Raw genomic sequence first — 19509 nt, forward strand, 5'->3', positions numbered from 1 at the left:
GGACCCTCATTCCCAAAGAACACAGGCGCGCGGCAACGCACCATGAATGCCCGAGAGGCACGGGTTGCCCGGCCGTTTACTGCATATCGAAAGGATCATCATGGCAGGTCATTCCAAGTGGGCCAACATCCAGCATCGCAAGGGCCGTCAGGACGCCAAGCGCTCCAACCTCTGGACGAAGCTGGTTCGTGAAATCATCGTGGCCGCCCGCATGGGCGGCGGCGATCCGGAGTCCAACTCCCGTCTCCGCCTCGCCCTGATCAAGGCCCGCGGCGGCAACGTGCCCAAGGACACCATCTCCAACGCCATTCTCAAGGGCACCGGCCAGCTCGAAGGCGTCTCCTACGAAGAAATCCGCTACGAAGGCTACGGCATCGGCGGCGCTGCGCTCATCATCGACTGCACGACCGACAACCGCGTCCGCACGGTCGCCGACGTCCGCCACGCGCTCACGAAGCACGGCGGCAACCTCGGCACGGAAGGCTCCGTCTCCTTCATGTTCAAGCACATCGGCGAGTTCGTCTTCGCCCCCGGCGTCACGACCGAAGACGCCGTGATGGAGATCGCCCTTGAAGCCGGCGCCGACGACGTCGTCTCCGACGAAGACGGCTCCATCGAAGTCACGTGCGAACCGGCCGCCTTCGACGCCGTTTCCAAGGCCTTCGAAGCCGCCGGCATCGAGCCCGTCGTCTCCGAAATCACGTACAAGGCCCTCAACGAAGTCAAGCTCACCGGCGAAGATGCCGAAAAGATGCAGAAGCTGATCGACGCCCTTGAGGATCTCGACGACGTCCAGCAGGTCTACACGTCCGCCGACTTCGACGACGAAGAATAATCGGACTGCGTCCGATGCCGAAGCCCGTTCAGTCACTTGAGCGGGCTTTGCTTTTACCTGGCGCGTCAAGGGGACAGCCGGACGCCTCGGGCGGTACAATAGGGCGTTCCCACCGGGAGCTCCGGCATCGACGGAGCACGACAGAATTTCACCTTCCTGGGAGCTCTCTCCCACAACTCCGGCGCCCCGCGCCGGTCCGTTTCTAAGAGACCATCAAAATGAACCTTCTCGTTGTTGGCAACGGCGGTCGTGAACACGCTCTCGCCTGGCGCCTCGCTCAAAGCGATCGCGTGACCAAAGTTTTCGTGGCTCCCGGCAATGCCGGCACGGCCCTGACGCCCCGTCTTGAAAACCTTCCGATCACCGACATCGACCAGCTGATCGAATTCGTCAAGAGCAACAACATCGCCTTCACGGTCGTGGGTCCCGAAGCCCCGCTCGCCGCCGGCATCGTCGACAAGTTCCGCGCCGCCGGCCTGCGCATCTTCGGCCCGACGAAGGCCGCCGCGCAGCTCGAAAGCTCCAAGGACTTCGCCAAGGCCTTCATGAAGCGTCACAATATTCCGACGGCCGACTACGAATCCTTCACGGATCCCGAAGCCGCCCACGCCTACGTCCGCCGCAAGGGCGCTCCGATCGTCGTCAAGGCCGACGGCCTTGCCGCCGGCAAGGGCGTCGTCGTCGCCATGTCCGAACAGGAAGCCCATGACGCGATCGACATGATGCTCGAAGGCCACACCTTCGGCAACGCCGGCGCCCGCGTCGTGATCGAGGACTTCCTCGACGGCGAGGAAGCCTCCTTCATCGTGATGGTCGACGGCGAAAACATTCTTCCTATGGCCACCTCCCAGGACCACAAGCGTCTTCTTGACGCCGACCAGGGTCCCAACACGGGCGGCATGGGCGCCTACTCCCCGGCTCCCGTCGTCACGCCGGACATTCACGCCCAGGTCATGCGCGAAATCATCCGCCCGACCGTTCAGGGCATGGCCGCCGACGGCATCCGCTACACCGGCTTCCTCTACGCCGGCCTCATGATCTCGCACGGCGCCGACGGCAAGCCCATCGTCCGCACGCTCGAGTTCAACTGCCGCTTCGGCGACCCGGAAACGCAGCCGATCATGATGCGCGTCAAGAGCGACTTCTCCGAAATCATCGAAGCCGGCATCGACGGCAAGCTCGACAGCGTTGAAGTCGAATGGGATCGCCGCACCGCACTCGGCGTCGTCTGCGCCGCCCGCGGCTACCCGGCTCACCCCGAAAAGGGCGCCGTCATCGAAGAGCTGCCTGAAAACACCGCCGAACAGATGGTCTTCCACGCCGGCACGGCCCTCAACGAAGAAGGCCTGACGGTCGTCTCCGGCGGCCGCGTCCTCTGCGTCGTCGGCCTCGGCGAATCCATCGCCGCCGCCCAGAAGTCCGCCTACGCCGCCGCGCGTCAGGTGAAGTTCGACGGCATGCAGATGCGTTCCGACATCGGCTACCGCGCCCTGAACCGCTGATAGCCCGGATCCGAACGGTCCCACAGGGCCGCCTCCCTCTGCGCAGGGTGGCGGCCTTTTTCATGCCCGCGACATGCAGCTTTCTTGATTCGCTCTCCCGCAGGGGATGTCCGAACGGGACAGGCGGGCTATACTGAAACCACGGCGGGGGTGCCTTCAGGGCAAAGCCCCGCATCCGACCAACACCGTTCGACCCAGCCACACAGATGCATCCTGCCTTTCTTTCAAAGCTCCCGGCCCTCCTGGCAGGCGCCCTACTTCCGCTCGCTCTCGCGGGCGGCGCGCATGCCGAGAAAATCACCGGCCCGTTCGCCTACCCGACGGGCCTGCTTGACGCGCCGGCCACTCTGACGACGCCGCTCGGCCGCGACGCCCGCATCGGCAAGCCCCGCATCGTGCTCGAAAGCACCAGGCTCGAGGATCTTGCCGCCATGACGGGCGCAACCCGCCTTTCGGAGGGCGACGGCGTCTTCCGCCGCGACACGCTCTGCCTCACGGGCACCACCCACGGCAAGCCCATGATCGTCTGGTTCATCGCCACCGACAGCGACTTCGTGACCGAAGCGCAGCTCGAGTGGGCGGGTGAGCGCACGGTCCCCGAAATCTGCCGCAGGCTCGACGCCGAGCACCTTCCCGTCCAGATCGGCCGCATTGGTCTTGGCATGGAGTCCGCACTCGTTAACGAGCTTCTCGGCCGCGCCTCCTACAAGGACGAAGCGGGCTGGCACTACTGGTTCAGCCAGCGCTTCCTTCGCAACAAGCGAGGACTGCAGGAGCTCGAGCTCAACTGGCTGGCCGTTCACTATGACGACGACGGCCTCGTCGACAAGACGTTCTCCTCCCAGGTGACCAACCTCTGAGCCACCCTATGACCGACAGTCTTGCGCTATATTCCGCGCGCCGCGGCCTGGGCATTCTCGGCGGCACGTTCGATCCCGTGCACGCGGGGCACCTCTGTCTGGCCAGAGCGGCGCTCGACGCCGTTCCGCTCGTGCGCGTCGAGCTCATGCCCGCAGGCGAGCCTTGGCAGAAAAGCCGAATCTCGCCTGGCATTCACCGCTTGAACATGCTTCGCATTGCAGTAGAATACGAGCCTCAATGCCGCATCAACACGTCGGAACTCTGCCGAAGCGGTGCAACCTACACCATCGACACGGTCAGCCGGCTTCGCGAGGAGGTCGGGCCCGACATGCCGCTGGTCCTCATCCTCGGCAGCGACCAGTGGTTCAACCTCTCCACCTGGAGGGAGTGGCAGTCGCTCACCGACTTCGTGCACATCGCGTACTGCGCCAGGGACGGCGTGCGCGAATCCGAAATTCCCGAAAGCCAGGCCCTCTGGGCCGCGCCCCGCATGACCGAGGCGCGAAAGCTCGTCTTCTCGCCTTCGGGCAGGATCGCCCGCTTCGAAATGGCGCCTCACCGCGCTAGCGCCACCGCCATCCGCCGCACGCTTGCCAGAGAACCCTTTGCCCGCGCCATGTCGTCGCTCGACGGCTGGCTCGACCCCGGCGTTGCCTCCTACATCCGGACGCACGGACTCTATCAGCCCGCGCGCCATTAACCTCAAGTGAAACATGAACATCGAAGAACTCACCCAGCTCGTCGTCAACGCCCTTGAAGACGTCAAGGCCAAGGACATCAAGGTCTTCAACACCGAAGGCCTCACCGACCAGTTCGAACGCGTCGTCATCGCTTCGGGCACCTCCAACCGCCAGACCCGCGCCCTCGCCTACTCCGTCTCGCACGAAGTCAAGCAGGCCGGCGGCGACGTTCTCGGCATGGAAGGCCAGGAAACGGGCGAATGGGTCCTCGTCGACCTCGGCCCCGTCGTCTGCCACTGCCTGCAGCCCAACGTCCGCGACTACTACAACCTCGAAGAGATCTGGGGCGGCAAGGAAGTCTTCCTGAAGGCCAACGAAGAGTGCGCCTCCCGCCTGATGCCGCATCGTCCGGGCCACATGCCCGAAGACTTCGAATAAGTCATGCAGATCCGCATCGTGGCCGTCGGCCAGCGCATCACCGAGTGGGCGCAGTCGGCCGTCTCCGACTATCTGTCGCGCTTTCCGCGCGACTTCAGGGTCGAGCTCAGGGAAATCCGCACCGAGCCGCGCGCAGGCCAGACGCCCGCGCGCCTCATGGCGGCTGAAGCCGAGCGCATCCTCGCCGCCATCGAACCCGACGACTTCGTCGTCGTGCTTGACGAGCACGGCAAGGATCTCACGACGATGGACCTCGCCAGACACTTCTCGCACTGGCGCGCCGACGGCGAAACGCCCGTCTTCGTGATCGGCGGCCCCGACGGCCTCGCCCCCGAGGTGAAGGCCAGGGCCAACCTGACGATCCGGCTTTCGTCGATGACCCTGCCGCACGCCTTTGCGCGCGTCATGCTCTCCGAGCAGATCTACCGCGCATGGTCGATCCTCGCAGGCCATCCCTACCATCGAGCCTGACACCGATGTCCAGCAAAACGATTTTCCTTGCGAGCAAGAGCCCGCGCCGCCGCGACCTGCTCACACGCCTCGGCTACGACGTTCGCGTCATCGCGAGCAACGCCCATACGCTCATGGCCTTCGAGGGCGACGAAGTCGTCCTGCCCGACGAGGCGCCCAAGGCCTACGTGCTGCGCACCGCGCGCAACAAGTTCCTTGAGGGCCTCGGCGTCAAGAACGCGGGCGAGTTCGCGGGCGTGCGCCTGCCCATCGTCGCCGCCGACACCGTCGTGAGCCTCGGCAACGAGATCCTCGGCAAACCCCGCGACTTCGACGAGGCCTGCCTCTTTCTCGAAAAGCTCTCCGGCCGCACCCACGACGTGCGCACCGCCGTCTACGTCGGCCTCTCCGAAACGGCCTGCGACTGGCGCATTTCACACTCCACGGTGAGCTTCCGCGAGCTCACGCACGACGAAATCGAGGCCTACGCCAACAGCGGCGAGCCCTACGACAAGGCGGGCGGCTACGGCATCCAGGGCCTTGCGAGCATCTTCATCTCGAACATTTCGGGCAGCTACACCGGCATCATGGGACTCCCCGTTTACGAGACGGCCGAGCTCCTCGCCAATGCGGGCCTTCCCGTGTTCAATGCTCAATAAGTCGACCTGTTGCAAACAGTCATGAAAAAAGCCCGCTGACGCGGGCTTTTTTCATGACTGCCGAAGCGGCCTCAATCCGGTCTTAGTAGACCTTCACGAGCTCGACTTCGAAGATGAGCGTAGCGTTGGGCGGAATGCAGCCCGGGACGCCGTAGGCGCCGTAGCCGAGATGAGCGGGGATCGTAAGGCGGCGCTTCTGGCCTTCGCGCATGCCGACGACGCCCATGTCCCAGCCCTTGATGACCATGCCGACGCCGCAGACGAACTCGAGCGGCTCGCCGCGATCAAGACTGGAGTCGAACTTCGTGCCGTCCTCGAGCCAGCCCGTGTAGTGTGCGGCGATCGTATCGCCCTTCATCGCCTGACGGCCGGTGCCTTCGGCGAGTTCCTCGATCTTGAGATCTTTCAATTCTTCCTGCATGGGTGTAGCCCTCGTGTGTAGGTTGCTGATGACACAATCTTACAGCGTCAAGCCGTTGCTCTGGCAACAGGGATGCATTCGACGTTTCCGCCGTGTACAATGAATGCGCCGTCCGACAAGCCTTCACCGTCGGACGCGATGACCTTCAGCCTGCCATCCCGCAGATCCGCCTCCCTTCGCATCAGAGGGCACGCGGAACGGACCGCGGCGCACACCCGCGCGCCCGCAGACACTATTCCTGACAGGCTGCTCCCGCACGCCACAGCGTTTTGGCGGGCACATCCGATTTCGATTCCGCATACACCCAACCGACGCGAAGGGGCGCCCTCTTCTTTTCCGCGCATTCCGTGTCGGCGTGCATTGCTCAAGAACGATGACAAAAGACGAAAAAATCTCGAATTTCGAGCGCGTGCTGTCCTGGCTGCCCGAAGCCTTCAAGAGCTGGGCGACCTCCAATCCGTTTCTCTCCAGCACCCTCAACGAAGTCCTGAACGAACGCGACACGCGCCTCTCCGGCACGCCCTGCACGTCCCGCCTCAAGACCGCGGTAACGGCCCTGCTGCAGAAGCTTCAGGACCGCCGCGACAAGAGCGCCGCCCTGATTCTCGCCGCCTCGCGCGAAGCCGAGGAGACCGCCTTCACGCTGGCCTCCCGCATGTCCGAGGGCACCGGCCTCAGGATCGCCGCCACGACGGGCGTGCGTGACGGCGCAGGCCTCGCCGCCATCTTTGCCACCGCACCCGACCTCGTCGTCACGAATCCCAAGGTGCTGAAAAAGGTCTTCGACAAGGGTTTCGTAGCCCCCGAAGCCTTCCGCACGATCCTCGTCGACGGCGCCGAATGGCACGACGTCATGGGCGACACGGACCTCATCGCTTCGCTCGTCGAGCGCTTTCCCGCCGCCCTCCAGCTGATCGTGACGGGCCCCGTCGTCGTTGAGACAACCGAGGACCCCTACAACGCCATGCTGCACGCCCCCGCCTACTGCAGGGCGCCCGACGAGGCGGCGCGTGAAACCGCCCCCAAGGAACGCGTGGTACTCGTACCCGAAGAGAAGATGAGCGAGACACTCGCCCGCGAGGCTGAAAAGACGCCCGTACTCTTCCTGGTCTCGACCCCTACCGAAAGCACCCGCGTCACGGGCCTTCTCAAAGAGGCGGGCATCGCCGCCAAGCGCGCCACCGCAACCCAGTCCGCCTCGGCCCGAGAGACGCTCGTCCTCAAGTTCATCGCAGGCCGCGTCGAGCACCTCGTCATGCCGCACTCGGTCATCGGCGAACTCGAGCACAATCGCGCCTCCCGCGTGATCCTCACCGACCTCTCAGGTGGTCCCGAACCCTATCTCGAGCATTTGGCCCTGACGGCCGACGGCACGGGCGAGCTCGTGACGATCGTCACGCCCGAAACGCTTCCGCTCTTTGAAAAGCTCCTCGTCGCCGCCGAAAAGCGCCTGACGCTTGAAAATCCGTACAACCTTCCCGAGCCCCGCACCGTTATCGGCCAGCTTCTGCGCCGCGAAAAGCTCACGATCCGCACGAAATACGGCCGCACGGCCGAGTCCACCGAGGGCGACAGGGGCGAGCAGGACGACCGCGGCGAAGGCCGCAGCCGCTGGGAGCGCCGCAAGTCGAAGAACGGCCAGCGCAAGGACAGGAAGGATGGTTTCCGAAAGGACCGCAAGGACTTCAGAAAGGATGAGCAGGGCAAGACCTTCGGCAAGAAGCCTCGCAAGGCCGCCAAGCCCCACAGGGACGAAGCCCTCCCCGTCGAGGCCGCAGCCCCCGAAGCCGATGCCGTTATGCAGCCTCCGGCCGCTCCCGCCGAGGACGCCGCCTCCGAGCAGGCTCAGACCCGCAAGCCGCGCAAGTCCTTCACGGAGCGCCGCTTCGGCAAGAACCGTCCCTTCAAGCAGCGTCAGGAAGACGCCGCCGAAACTTCCTCCGCACCCGTCGAGGCGCAGGCCGTCCCCGCCGCCGAAGCCGGAGCCCAGGACAAGTCCCGCAAGGACCATTTCAAGAACTTCCGCCGCAAGTCGCGCAAGTTCCAGAACGGTGAGGGCGAAGCCTCCCGAACGCAGGAAAAGCCCGTTCAGAACGCAGACTCCGAACAGGCGGCCGCAGGCGACAGGAAGCCTCAGGAAAAGAAGACCTTCGAAAAGAAGGCCTACGAGAAGAAGCCTTTCGAGAAGAAGCGCGACAGGAAGAAGCCCGCAAGGCAGGACGCCGAGGCAAAGCCCCGCCAGCAGGACTGGGACGACGACAACTTCGGCAATTCGATCCACTACCAGCCCAAGCGCCAGAATCTCCGCGGGCTGCCCAGCGACCAGCAGATCCACTGGGAGCCGACGGATCCCTACCATCCGTCCTCCCAGGCCCTCAGCCTGCCTCAGATCATGCCCGACGAAAACCGCCGCGGCGGCTACGTCAACGGCAATGTGAACGGCAACGTGAAGGGCGGCTTCAACCGAAGCCGCAGGAACTACCGCAAGAAGCGCGAGGGCTGATCCACGAGCGCCCCGCACGCCGACAAGTGTTTACAGAAGCGCCGGATGTTTTTACGGACATCCGGCGCTTTTTCTCTAAAATAGATCTGTTTTACCTACCCGATCGAGTTCGTCCGGCCTCCTCACACGAGGGCCGGCAGCCAGAAAATGTCCGCTTCGCTTCCCGTCCGCAGTCTTCTCGCCGCCACCGCCGCCATGCTCCTGCTTTCCGCCTGCTCCACCGCCTACTACACGGGCGACACGATCAGCGGCCCCGCCCAGCGCATGAAGCGCGACGCCGACGGCAACCTGCACGACCCGCTCCTCGACGCTCCGAACCGCTCCCTGATGACGTGCACGTCCGAAGCACCCGTTACGGTGCTCCAGCGCGTGGGCGAAGTGCCCTTCGCCTGCCCCGACCTCGGCGTCTCCGCCACGCTCGACGAGCTGCGCGACGCCGGATGGCGCATTCTGAGGCTCGACATCGGCGAGGACCTTGAAAGCGACTCCCACGTGGGCTTCCCCGTCACCGTTCAGGTCCGCAAGCTCTTCTGATGCGCCCCGCCCTGCGCAGGCTCTTCGGGACTTTCTTCATCTGAGGCATCGTCATGAACCAATCGAGCGCCGAACGGCTCGGCAAATTTCGACAGACCATGAAGGACCGGGGGCTTGACGCCTGGATCGGCCGCATCGTCGATCCGCATCTCTCGGAATACGTTCCCGAACACTGGCAGTCCGTTGCCTGGCTCACGGGCTTCACGGGCAGCACCGCCCGCCTGTGCGTGACGCAGGGCGCTGCCGCGCTTCTCGTCGACAGCCGCTACTGGGAGCAGGCCGAAGGCGAGCTCGACGGAGCGCCCTTCGAAGTCGTGAGGCTCGGTGCGCCCGACGCCCCCTCGCAGGAGGCCTGGCTTTCGCAGCATCTCACCCGCGGCCGCGTCGGCCTCGCCCCCGAACTCTGGAGCGAATCGGATGTGCGCCGCATCCGCACATCACTCGCCGACTGCGGACTTGAGCTCGCGCTCGTCCCCGATCTCTTTGACGACGTCTGGACCCAAGGCCGTCCCGCCCGTCCGCAGACCGCCGTCACCCCGATGACGCAGGATTCCTCAACCGTTGCAGACAGGCTCGCCCGAGTCCGCGAAGTGCTTCGCGACCGCGCTAGCGAAGCCCTGTGCCTGCACTCGCTCGACGACATCGCCTGGCTCACGGGCTGCCGTGCGGCCGACATCAAATTCAATCCCGTCTTCCTCGCGAGCATGATCGTGACCGACAGCGAGGCCCTTCTCTATACGGAAGCCTCCAGATTCACGCCCGAACTCCTTGGCGCTCTGGCCGCACAGGGCATCGAAGTTCGAGCACCCGAATCGCTCGCAGGGGACATCTCCGCGCTCTCGAGGGACCTCGTCTTCATGGCCGACCCCGACCGCCTTCCCGCCTCGATCTTCGGACTCCTCGAGCGCGTCCCCGTCGAGGCGCTCTCGCCCGTCACGCTCATGAAGAGCCGCAAGTCCGAGGAGGAGCTCGAGGGCATCCGCCGCGCCATGGTCTCCGACGGCGTCGCGCTATGCGAATTCTACGCGCTGCTTGACGAGCGACTCGCCGAAGGCGCCGTGCTCACCGAATCCGACGTCGCGAACATGCTCGACTCAGAACGCGCCGCACGCCCCGACAACAGGGGCCTGAGCTTCGGCACGATCTCCGCCTTCGGCCGCAACGCCGCGCTTCCACACTATGCGCCGAAGCGCGAAACGGCCGCAGTCCTCACGGACGGGCTTCTTCTCATCGACTCGGGCGGGCAGTACGAGGCGGGCACGACCGACATCACCCGCATGACGGCCGTCGGCCGCATCGACGACGACATGAAGCGCGACGTCACGCTCGTGCTCAAGGCCCACATCGCGCTTGCACGCGCCGTCGTTCCCGCAGGCGTCTCGGGCTCGCAGCTCGACGCCATCGCACGCGCGCCCCTCTGGGCCAAAGGCCTCGACTTCGGACACGGCACGGGCCACGGCGTGGGCTGCCGCCTCAACGTCCACGAAGGTCCCTTCCACATCTCCCCGCGTGCAACGAAGACGGGCGAGCTCGGTCTCCAGGCAGGCATCCTCGTCTCCGATGAACCCGGCCTCTACCGTCCCGGCCACAGGGGCGTGCGCATCGAAAACCTGATCGTCGCCCGCAGGGCTGCGTCCACGGAGTTCGGCGAATTCCTCGCGTTCGACGTCGCAACGCTCTGCCCGATCGACCTCAGAACCGTCGATGTTTCGCTCCTCACGCCCGACGAAGTGGCCTGGCTCGACGATTACCATGGGAAAGTCCTGACCGCCCTTCAAAACGAGGCGCTTTCTACTCGCGCACAGGCATGGCTCAAGGCCCGCACGGTCCCCGCCTTCCGTTCCAGAAACATTGTGTAACACTGCTTAACCCGGGTTAGCCGAAGACATTTGCCTCTCTTCGGCTTCGCGGCCATACTGAAACGCAAGCAAGGAACAATCCACCCTCAACGACATGCGACATACATTCAGTCTTGTCTGCGCCGGCCTTCTGGCGCTCACGCTTCTCGCCGGCTGCGAAAAGACGACGGCCCCAAAGACCGTCCGCGCGCCCCTTTCTGTTGAAACCCTGACCGTTGAAGCGGCAGACCAGCCCCGCTGGATCACGCTGCTCGGCCAGGCCGAGGGCGGCCGCGAAGTCGAGGTCAAGTCCCAGGTGAGCGGCATCCTCAAGAAGGTCGCCTTCACGGAAGGCGCCGAAGTGAAGGCGGGCGACGTGCTCTACCAGATCGATCCCGCGCCCTTCGAAGCCAGGCTGAAGTCGGCCGCGGCGAACACGCGCAGCGCGAAGGCCACGCTTGCAGAAGCTAAAACCAGCTACGAACGCACCCGTGCGCTTTTTGAAAAGGGCGCCAAGAGCCGTCAGGACCTCGACGAGGCCAACCGCGCGCACCTCGTCGCCTCCTCAGCCTACAACGCGGCGACCGCCTCCGAAAGGGACGCGGCCATCAGCCTCGAATGGACGACCGTGAGGGCTCCCGCCTCCGGTCTCGTGAGCGACACGCAGTTCAATGAAGGCTCGCTCATCTCCTCGGCAAGCTCCGTGCTTGCCACGATCACCCAGCACGACGACGTCAGGGTCGTCTTCGCGCCGTCCGCACGTGCGCTCGACGGCGCCGACGTGACGACCGACAATGCGGTCAAACTCCGCGACGAGCGCGGCCGCACGCTCTCGGGCAAACTCGACTACGTCGCCCAGTCCGTCAACCCGAAGACGAGCACGCGCCTCATGCGCGTTAGGCTCGATGAAGGCTCCGGACTTCTTCCCGGCGACTTCGTGCACGTGGACCTTCAGATCGGCGTACGAGAAAACGCCGTGCGCATCCCGCAGAAGGCCGTGCGCCAAGAACCCGACGGCACTTACACGGTCTTCGTGTACCAGGACGGCAAAGCCAGGCTCCGGCCCGTCAAGCTCGACCGCTGGGACGGTCCCGACTGGATCGCCACCTCGGGCCTCGCCACGGGCGACCGCGTGATCACCAACCAGCTTCTCAAGCTTCGTGACGGCTCCGCCGTGCAGCCCGCCGAAGCTTCCAAGACGGCCAAGTAGGATCCTGCGCCATGCTCAGCCAGTTCTGCATCCGCCGCCCGATCTTCGCGACGGTCCTCTCGATCATCATCGTGCTCGCGGGCCTCATCGCGCTGCGCGTTCTTCCGCTCTCCCAGTATCCGGACATCTCGCCTCCGACGGTGCGCATCTCGACCACCTACGACGGCGCCGACGCCCAGACGCTCGCCCGCACCGTGGCCGCTCCAATCGAGGACCAGCTCTCGGGCATCACAGGCCTGCTCTACTACACGACGAACATCCGAAGCAACGGCGACATGTCGATTTCCTGCGTCTTTGACGTCGGCACCGACGCCAACGACGCCATGCTCGAAATCAACAACCGCGTCCGCACGGCCGAACGCAGACTGCCAGACGTCGTGCGCAATCAGGGCGTGAGCGTGCGAAAGCGCTCCGAGGAAAACCTCCTCATGGTCGCGCTCTTCTCGCCCGACGGCAGCATGGCCGCCACCGATCTGGCCGACTACGCGAACCTCAACATCGTCGACGAACTCAAGCGCCTGCCCGGCATCGGCGACGTGAGCGTCTTCGGCAACGCGCAGTCCGCCATGCGCATCTGGCTCGATCCCGAAAAGATGGGCCTCATGGGCATCACGATCAAGGACGTCGAAAACGCCATCGAGGCCCAGAACGCGCAGCGAAGCGCGGGCCGCGTGGGCACGGCGCCCACAGTGTCCGAGCAGCAGCTCTACTACACGATCACGACGCCCGGTCAGCTCCTCACCGCCGAGGAGTTCGCCGACATCATCGTCAAGGCTGACGGTCCCGACAAGCTCGTGCGCATGAAGGACATCGCCACGACCGAAATCGGCAAGCGCTCCTACGAGTTCCGCGTCGACATCAACGGCACGCAGGGCGTCAACGTCGGCGTCTACCTGCAGACGGGCGCCAACGCCATGGCGGCCGCCGAGGCCGTCAAGGCCCGCATCGTCGAGCTCGCCGCCCAGTTCCCCGAAAACAAGATCGACTACATCATCACCGACGACACGTCGATCTTCGTGGGCGCCTCCCTCAACGAGGTCTACCACACGCTGTTCGAGGCAGGCATCCTCGTGCTCCTCGTCGTCTTCGTCTTCCTGCAGAACTGGCGCGCCACGCTCATCCCGATGCTCGCAGTGCCCGTGTCGCTCATCGGCACGATGGCGGGCCTCTGGCTCTTCGGCTTCTCGCTCAACACGCTGACGCTCTTCGCGATGACGCTCTCGATCGGCATCGTGGTCGACGATGCCATCGTCGTGCTTGAGAACGTCGAGCGTCTCATGCGCACCGAGGGCCTCGGCCCCTACGAGGCGGCCCAGAAGGCCATGAAGGAGGTCTCGGGCGCACTCGTCGCCATCGTGCTCGTGCTCGCCTCCGTCTTCATCCCCGTCGCCTTCCTCGGCGGCATCGCAGGCGAGCTCTACCGCCAGTTTGCCGTGACGGTCGCCCTGTCCGTCGTGCTCTCGGGCTTCGTCGCCCTGACGCTCACGCCGGCGCTCTGCGCGATCCTTCTCAAGGAAAGGAAGCCCGAAGAGCGCAAGAACAGGTTCTTCCAGGCCTTCGACCGCGGACTCGCGTCCTTCACGCTCAGGTTCCTCAAGCTCGTCAAGGCGGCGCTGCGCCACCGCGTGATCACCGCAGGCCTGCTCGTCGCCGTGACGGCCGGCTGCTGGCAGATGCTCGAGCACACGCCAACCTCCTTCATTCCGCGCGAGGACCAGGGCATCGTGCGCATCTCGGTCCAGCTCCCCGAAGGCGCGGCCTTCCCCCGCACCGAGGCCGTCTCGACCGAAATCCTCGAGCACCTCAAGAAGAACGACGCCGTGCAGAGCGTCGTGACGATGGTGGGCTACGACACGATGAGCGGCGACGTCCGCAGCAACGCATCGACCTTCATCCTGAAGCTCAAGCACTGGGACGACCGCAAGGAGACCGCCGAGGAGATCCAGAAGGACCTCCAGAAGTACGTCGCCTCCCACCCCGACATCAAGGGCGTGGCTGCGCTGCCTGCGGCCATCAAGGGCCTTGGCTCCACGAACGGCTTCTCGGGCTATATCCTCTCGCACGGCAACGACAATCCGCTCGTGCTGCAGAACGTCGCCGAAAACTTCCTCGACGCCCTTCAGGACCGCCCCGAGCTTACGGGCCTGCGCAGCTACCTGACGGCCGACACGCCCCAGCTCAAGCTCTACGTTGACCAGACCAAGGCGATTGCGCTCGGCGTGGACGTCGACGACATCTACGACACGATCTCCCATCTGATGGGCAGCAAGTACGTCAACGATTTCACCCGCAACGGCAAGATCTACCGCGTGGTGGTTCAGGCCGCTCCGCAGTTCCGTTCGACGCCCGAGGACATCGGGTCGGGCTACGTGCGCTCGAGCTCGGGTGAAATGGTGCCCATCTCGGCGCTCGTGCGCACCGAGCGCACGTCCGGTGCGGCGGCCCTCGCCCGCATGAACGGCTACCTCGCCGCTCAGTTCAGCGGCGCGGCCGCTCAAGGCGTCTCGTCGGGCGACGCCATCAGGATCGTCGAGGAAACCGCCCGTGAAGTGCTTCCCGAAGGCTACACGATCGAATGGGTCGGTCAGGCCTACCACGAAAAGCGCATCGGCGCCTCGTCCGCCACGGCCTTCGGCTTCGGCATCCTGATGATGTTCCTCATCCTCGCCGCCCTCTACGAGCGTTGGTCGCTGCCGATCGCCGTCGTGCTGGCCGTCCCGTACGCCTTCCTCGGCGCCATGACCGCCATCTGGCTGCGCGGCACGCCCAACGACATCTACTTCCAGATCGGTCTACTCGTGCTCATCGGCCTCACGGCCAAGAACGCCATTCTGATCGTGGAGTTCGCGGCCCAGAAGATGGAGGAGGGAATGGGTCCCTTCGACGCCGCCATTGAGGCCGCGGGTCTTCGCTTCCGCCCGATTCTGATGACGTCCTTTGCATTCGTGCTCGGCGTCGTGCCGCTCATCATCGCGACGGGCGCAGGCGCGGGGGCCCGCCACTCCATGGGTACGGGCGTCTTCGGCGGAATGCTCGCCGCCACCTTCATCTCGACCATCTTCGTGCCGGTGTTCTTCACCTGGTTCGCGAGGAAGTCGTCGAAGAAGCGCTGATCAGGAAAGGCTCCACGCAAATCGGCCGCCCCTTACGGGGCGGCCGATTTTTCTTTGCGGTTCTGCAGCGGTTCCACTGAACGTCAGCCGAGCAGCATCTTGTCGGAAACGCCGTCGCCGGCCTTCTCGAAGAACTGCAGGAGGTCCACGGCAGTGAGCTTCGCCTTCTCCTCGCCCCTGACGTCAAGGATCGGACGGCCGTCGTGCATCATGATGAGGCGGTTGCCGTAGCGGAGAGCGTCACGCATGTTGTGCGTGATCATGAGCGTCGTGAGCTGCTGTTCGGTCACGAGCTTTTCGGTAAGTTCAAGCACCTTGGCGGCGGTCTTCGGGTCGAGTGCGGCCGTATGTTCGTCAAGCAGCAGGAGCTTGGGACGCACGAGCGTGGCCATCAGCAGCGTGAGCGCCTGACGCTGACCGCCCGAGAGCAGGCCCACATGGGCCGTCATGCGGTTCTCAAGGCCGAGGCCGAGCATCTTGACGAGCTCCGTGAAGTAGGCCGTCCTGTCCGCACGGTCGCTCCAGCGCAGCGTCTGACTGCGGCCGCGGCGGTCGGCGATGGCAAGGTTTTCGGAAATCATCATGCCTGCGGCCGTGCCGCGCATCGGATCCTGAAAGACGCGGCCGATGAAGGCGGCGCGCTTGTACTCGGGCATTCTGGAGACATCGACGCCGTCGATGAGAATGGAGCCGGAGTCGATCGGGAACGCGCCCGCGATGGCATTGAGCGTCGTGGACTTGCCCGCGCCGTTCGAACCGATCACGGTGCAGAAGTCACCGTCCTCGAGCGTGAACGAGACGCCTCGCAGCGCCTTCTTTTCATTGGCCGTGCCGGCGAAGAAAGTCTTGGTGACGTTTTTGAGTTCGAGCATTTTTTCTTTCCTTCGTGTTCAGTTCACAAGTCAGGCGCGGGCGCGCAGGCCGGCCATCTTTTCCTTGATGAGCGGGAGTGCCAGCGCAATGGCGACGAGCACGGCGGTAAAGAGCTTGAGGTCGTTGGGCGGCATGCCCATTTCAAGCACGAATGCAATGACGAGTCGGTAGATGATGGAGCCGAGAATCACGGCGGCGAGGCTCGTCTTGAACGTCTTAGGGGAGAAGAGCACCTCGCCGATGATGACGGAGGCAAGGCCGATCACGATCGTGCCCACGCCCATGCCGACGTCGGCGAAGCCGTTGGCCTGAGCGACGGTGGCGCCCGAGAGAGCGACAAGGCCGTTCGAGATGACGAGGCCGAGAACGACCATCGTGTTGGTGTTGATGCCTTGGGCGCGGGCCATCTGCGGATTGAAGCCTGTGGCGCGCACGGCGGTGCCGAGCTCCGTGCCGAAGAACCAGTAGATCACCACAGCGATGGCGACTGCGAAGACGAGGCCGACGACGAGGCCGCTCATGGCGACGGAAAGGCCGAGGCTGTTTTCAAGAATCGTGAAGACCGTCTCATTCTGCAGAAGACCGACGTTGGACTTGCCCATCACGTGCAGGTTCACGGAATAGAGGCCGATCATCGTCAGAATGCCGGCGAGCAGCGCGGGAATGCGGAGCTTCGTCGTCAGCAGGCCGGTGACGCCGCCCGCGAGCGAACCCGCGACGAGCGCCAGAACAAAGGCGGCGGGCAGACCGAGTCCCGCCGTGATGGCGGTGGCGGCCACGGCCGCGCCCAATGGGAACGAGCCTTCGACCGACAGGTCGGCGATGTCGAGAATTCGGAAGGTCAGGAAGACGCCGAGCGCGAGAACGGACCACTGAAGTCCCTGGCCGACGGTCGAGAGAATGAGATCAAGCATGAAATTTCCTTTTCTAGGTACGCTCGGCGGTTCGGGTTGCCGATTGTTTTTTAAGTAGGAGCGCCGGCGGAATCTGTTCCTGCCGGCCTATTCAAAAAAATGCGGAGCTCCGCAGACGCCGTACCGGCGTCCCCGACAAGCTCCGCTCTAGGCGCGGCCTCCTTCAGAGGCTACTGAAAGAGCACTGCGCCCTTCTTGAGTTCGTCCGGAATCGTGATGCCGATCGCGGCTGCCGTCTTCATGTTGAAGACCGGCGTGCCGTTGGCCACGTGCTGGACGGGCATCTCGGCCGGCTTCTTCTTGCCGTCGAGAATGTCGGCGCCCATCTGGCCCGTCATGCGACCAATTTCGTAGTAGTCGACCGAGATCGAACCGAGACAGCCCGCTTCGGTCATGCCGCGCTCACCCGCAATGACGGGGATCTTGGAGGGGTTGGCGACCTTGGCGAGGGCGGGAATGGCGCTGGCAAGCACGTTGTCCGTCGGCAGCCACATGCCCTGCACCTTGCCGTTGAGGCTGGCAGCGGCCTGCTGGATGTCGTTGACGTTGGAGACCGTGGCCTCGAGCACCTGCACGCCGCGCTTTTCGGCGGCCTTCTTGAAGATGTCGACCTGGTACTTGGAGTTGATTTCGCTGGAGTTGTAGATCGTGCCGACGGCCTTGGCGTCGGGGACGAGCTTGAGAAGAAGTTCGAGCTGGGCCTCGATCGGACCGAGGTCGGAGACGCCCGTGACGTTGCCGCCGGGCTGTTCGTCGGACTTGACAAGCTTGGCAGCGACGAAGTCGGTGATGGCGGTCGCAACGATCGGCGTGCCCTTGGCGGTCGTGGCCACGGCCTGGGCGGCGGGCGTCGCGACGGCGAAGATCAGCTTGTCCTTGTTGGAGACGAAGCGGGTGGCGATGTTGTGCAGATTCGACTGGTCGCCCTGGGCGTTCTGGAAGTCGATCTTGATGTTGACGCCGTCCTTGTAGCCGCGTTCGGCAAGCGCGTCCTTGACACCCTTGGTGCAGGCGTCGAGGGCGGAGTGTTCAACGAGCTGGACGATGCCCACGGGCACGAGTTCGGACTTGGCGGGCTCCTTGTCGCCGCAGCCCGCGAGTGTCAGCGCGGCAGCGACGGAAAGCGCGATGGCGCTGCGGCGCGTAATCTTGGAAATCTGCATGGGGTCACCCCTGAGTAATGAAAGTCGAATGCCAGGGCTTGTAGCCCGAGGATGTTAATTTCGATTATACGAACCGAAATTTGCCGTCTTCCGCCCTCTAATTCCTTTTACTTAAAGCAAATCCCCTAGGCACATGAAGCTCGCTCAAAAGATGCGCAAATCTTTTTTCCCACCCTGCCCGACGCTTCGAAGTCGCATAAAAAAAGGCACCCGTCCGAAGGCGTGTGCCCTTTTCGGCGATCGCATCAGGGAGGTCCCTGACGGCGCCTTACTTGAAGAAGCTCTTCATGCGGTCGAAGAAACCCTGCGTCTTGGGATTGTGCTTGTCGCCGCCTTCCTTGAGGGAGGCGTCGAACTCGCGGAGCAGGTTCTTCTGCTTGGTGGAGAGGTTGACGGGCGTCTCCACGGAGATGTGCAGGAAGAGATCGCCGGGCTCGCCCGTGCGCAGGTTCTTCACGCCCTTGCCACGCAGGCGGAAGGTCTTGCCGGACTGCGTGCCTTCGGGCAGCGTGATGCGCGATTCGCCCTCAAGGGTCGGAACCGTGAGTTCGCCGCCGAGCGCCGCCGTCACGAAGGAGACGGGAAGCTCGGTGTGAAGGTCGTCGCCGTCGCGCGAGAAGATGTCGTGCGGCTTGACCGAGATCTCGATGTAGAGGTCGCCCGACTCTCCGCCGTTCATGCCCGGCTCGCCACGGCCCGACATGCGGATGCGCTGGCCGTCGTTGATACCGGCGGGAATCTTGACCTCCACGACCTTGGTCGTGCGGATCTTGCCCACGCCCTGGCAGTTCGGGCACGGATCGGAGATGATCTGGCCGGAACCATGGCACTTCGGGCAGGTCTGGTGGACCTGGAAGAGACCGTTGGAGACGCGCACGGCGCCATGGCCCTGACAGGTCGGACAGGTCTTCCTAGACGTGCCGGGCTTGCAGCCCGTGCCGTGGCAGGACTGGCACTCGTCCCAGGCGGGCACGCGGATCTCCATCGTGCGGCCCATGGCGGCGTCCTCAAGCGAGATTTCAAGCTCGAAGCGCACGTCGTTGCCGCGGATGCCCTGCTCGCGGGCGGCACGGCCGCCGCGCATGCCGCCACCGCCGAAGATGTCGCTGAAGATGTCGCCGAAGGCGCTCTGGAAGTCGGCGCCGTTCATGTTGCCAAAGCCACCGAAGCCGCCGGGACCGCCCGCAGCGCTGGGATCCACGCCCGCCTTGCCGTAGCGGTCGTAGGCGGCGCGCTTCTGGTCGTCGGAAAGCACGGCGTAGGCTTCACCGATTTCCTTGAACTTCTCTTCGGCGACCTTGTCACCCGGATTGCGGTCCGGATGGTACTTCATGGCCATGCGACGATAGGCCTTCTTGATGTCGTCGGCGGAAGCGTCCTTGCCGACGCCGAGCACCTCGTAATAATCGCGATCAGACATTACCCAATCCCTGCGGGGAGCTACCCCGTCTTCTTTTTGATTTTTTCAAAACTCGAAAAGGGCCGGCATCGCGTGAGCGAACCGACCCTTCGTTT

Annotated in this window: 17 protein-coding genes; 12 read left to right on the forward strand and 5 right to left on the reverse strand. The window is 64.4% G+C overall.

The window, feature by feature from the left end:
• Positions 1-100: 100 nt before the first annotated feature.
• From HMPREF3036_RS04225 to HMPREF3036_RS04255, 7 genes are all read left to right on the forward strand, one after another.
• On the forward strand, positions 101-835 hold the full coding sequence (locus HMPREF3036_RS04225; protein ID WP_005433669.1) for a YebC/PmpR family DNA-binding transcriptional regulator: 735 nt from the start codon (positions 101-103) through the stop codon (positions 833-835).
• A gap of 218 nt (positions 836-1053) precedes the next feature.
• Positions 1054-2337 (forward strand): phosphoribosylamine--glycine ligase, encoded by a 1284-nt coding sequence (gene purD, locus HMPREF3036_RS04230; protein WP_005433671.1) that lies wholly within the window; start codon positions 1054-1056, stop codon positions 2335-2337.
• Positions 2338-2543: 206 nt separating this feature from the next.
• Entirely contained in the window at positions 2544-3197 is a 654-nt protein-coding gene (locus tag HMPREF3036_RS04235; RefSeq protein WP_005433673.1) for a hypothetical protein, read from the forward strand.
• An 8-nt stretch (positions 3198-3205) separates the two neighbouring features.
• Positions 3206-3898, forward strand: coding sequence for a nicotinate (nicotinamide) nucleotide adenylyltransferase (gene nadD / locus HMPREF3036_RS04240; RefSeq protein ID WP_005433675.1), 693 nt, complete (start codon positions 3206-3208; stop codon positions 3896-3898).
• A gap of 13 nt (positions 3899-3911) precedes the next feature.
• Positions 3912-4316, forward strand: a complete 405-nt coding sequence (rsfS, locus tag HMPREF3036_RS04245; RefSeq protein WP_005433676.1) for a ribosome silencing factor — start codon at positions 3912-3914, stop codon at positions 4314-4316.
• A gap of 3 nt (positions 4317-4319) precedes the next feature.
• Positions 4320-4787, forward strand: coding sequence for a 23S rRNA (pseudouridine(1915)-N(3))-methyltransferase RlmH (gene rlmH / locus HMPREF3036_RS04250; RefSeq protein WP_005433678.1), 468 nt, complete (start codon positions 4320-4322; stop codon positions 4785-4787).
• A gap of 5 nt (positions 4788-4792) precedes the next feature.
• On the forward strand, positions 4793-5425 hold the full coding sequence (locus HMPREF3036_RS04255) for a Maf family protein (RefSeq protein WP_005433680.1): 633 nt from the start codon (positions 4793-4795) through the stop codon (positions 5423-5425).
• Between the two features lie 82 nt (positions 5426-5507).
• On the opposite strand, the gene HMPREF3036_RS04260 is transcribed toward HMPREF3036_RS04255, so the two are convergent.
• The gene (locus tag HMPREF3036_RS04260; RefSeq protein ID WP_005433682.1) at positions 5508-5846 is read right to left on the reverse strand and encodes an FKBP-type peptidyl-prolyl cis-trans isomerase; all 339 of its coding nucleotides are present in this window, start codon (positions 5844-5846) and stop codon (positions 5508-5510) included.
• Between the two features lie 373 nt (positions 5847-6219).
• Here HMPREF3036_RS04260 and HMPREF3036_RS04265 point away from each other — a divergent pair, with 373 nt between their 5' ends.
• The 5 genes from HMPREF3036_RS04265 (at position 6220) to HMPREF3036_RS04285 (ending at position 15044) form a co-directional block, all read left to right on the forward strand.
• Entirely contained in the window at positions 6220-8349 is a 2130-nt protein-coding gene (locus HMPREF3036_RS04265; RefSeq protein ID WP_062331846.1) for a hypothetical protein, read from the forward strand.
• Positions 8350-8496: 147 nt separating this feature from the next.
• On the forward strand, positions 8497-8883 hold the full coding sequence (locus HMPREF3036_RS04270; protein ID WP_005433685.1) for a hypothetical protein: 387 nt from the start codon (positions 8497-8499) through the stop codon (positions 8881-8883).
• Between the two features lie 53 nt (positions 8884-8936).
• Positions 8937-10742 (forward strand): aminopeptidase P family protein, encoded by a 1806-nt coding sequence (locus tag HMPREF3036_RS04275; protein ID WP_005433688.1) that lies wholly within the window; start codon positions 8937-8939, stop codon positions 10740-10742.
• Positions 10743-10836: 94 nt separating this feature from the next.
• Positions 10837-11931, forward strand: a complete 1095-nt coding sequence (locus tag HMPREF3036_RS04280) for an efflux RND transporter periplasmic adaptor subunit (protein WP_005433691.1) — start codon at positions 10837-10839, stop codon at positions 11929-11931.
• Positions 11932-11942: 11 nt separating this feature from the next.
• Positions 11943-15044, forward strand: a complete 3102-nt coding sequence (locus HMPREF3036_RS04285; protein ID WP_005433692.1) for an efflux RND transporter permease subunit — start codon at positions 11943-11945, stop codon at positions 15042-15044.
• A gap of 83 nt (positions 15045-15127) precedes the next feature.
• Here the strand turns inward: HMPREF3036_RS04285 and HMPREF3036_RS04290 are convergent, their stop codons facing one another.
• The 4 genes from HMPREF3036_RS04290 to dnaJ all read right to left on the reverse strand — a co-directional run bounded on the left by HMPREF3036_RS04290 (position 15128) and on the right by dnaJ (position 19414).
• The gene (locus HMPREF3036_RS04290) at positions 15128-15916 is read right to left on the reverse strand and encodes an ABC transporter ATP-binding protein (protein ID WP_005433694.1); all 789 of its coding nucleotides are present in this window, start codon (positions 15914-15916) and stop codon (positions 15128-15130) included.
• Between the two features lie 30 nt (positions 15917-15946).
• Positions 15947-16831, reverse strand: coding sequence for an ABC transporter permease (locus HMPREF3036_RS04295; RefSeq protein WP_005433696.1), 885 nt, complete (start codon positions 16829-16831; stop codon positions 15947-15949).
• Positions 16832-17001: 170 nt separating this feature from the next.
• Positions 17002-17994: an ABC transporter substrate-binding protein gene (locus tag HMPREF3036_RS04300; RefSeq protein WP_005433698.1), complete on the reverse strand. Its 993-nt coding sequence runs from the start codon at positions 17992-17994 to the stop codon at positions 17002-17004.
• 268 nt (positions 17995-18262) lie between these two features.
• Positions 18263-19414 carry a molecular chaperone DnaJ gene (gene dnaJ / locus HMPREF3036_RS04305; protein WP_005433701.1) on the reverse strand — a complete coding sequence of 384 codons (1152 nt, stop codon included), beginning with the start codon at positions 19412-19414 and terminating at the stop codon, positions 18263-18265.
• Positions 19415-19509: the final 95 nt, after the last annotated feature.

The organism is Sutterella sp. KLE1602 (assembly GCF_001578585.1).
Classification (GTDB): Bacteria; Pseudomonadota; Gammaproteobacteria; order Burkholderiales; family Burkholderiaceae_F; genus Sutterella; species Sutterella wadsworthensis_A.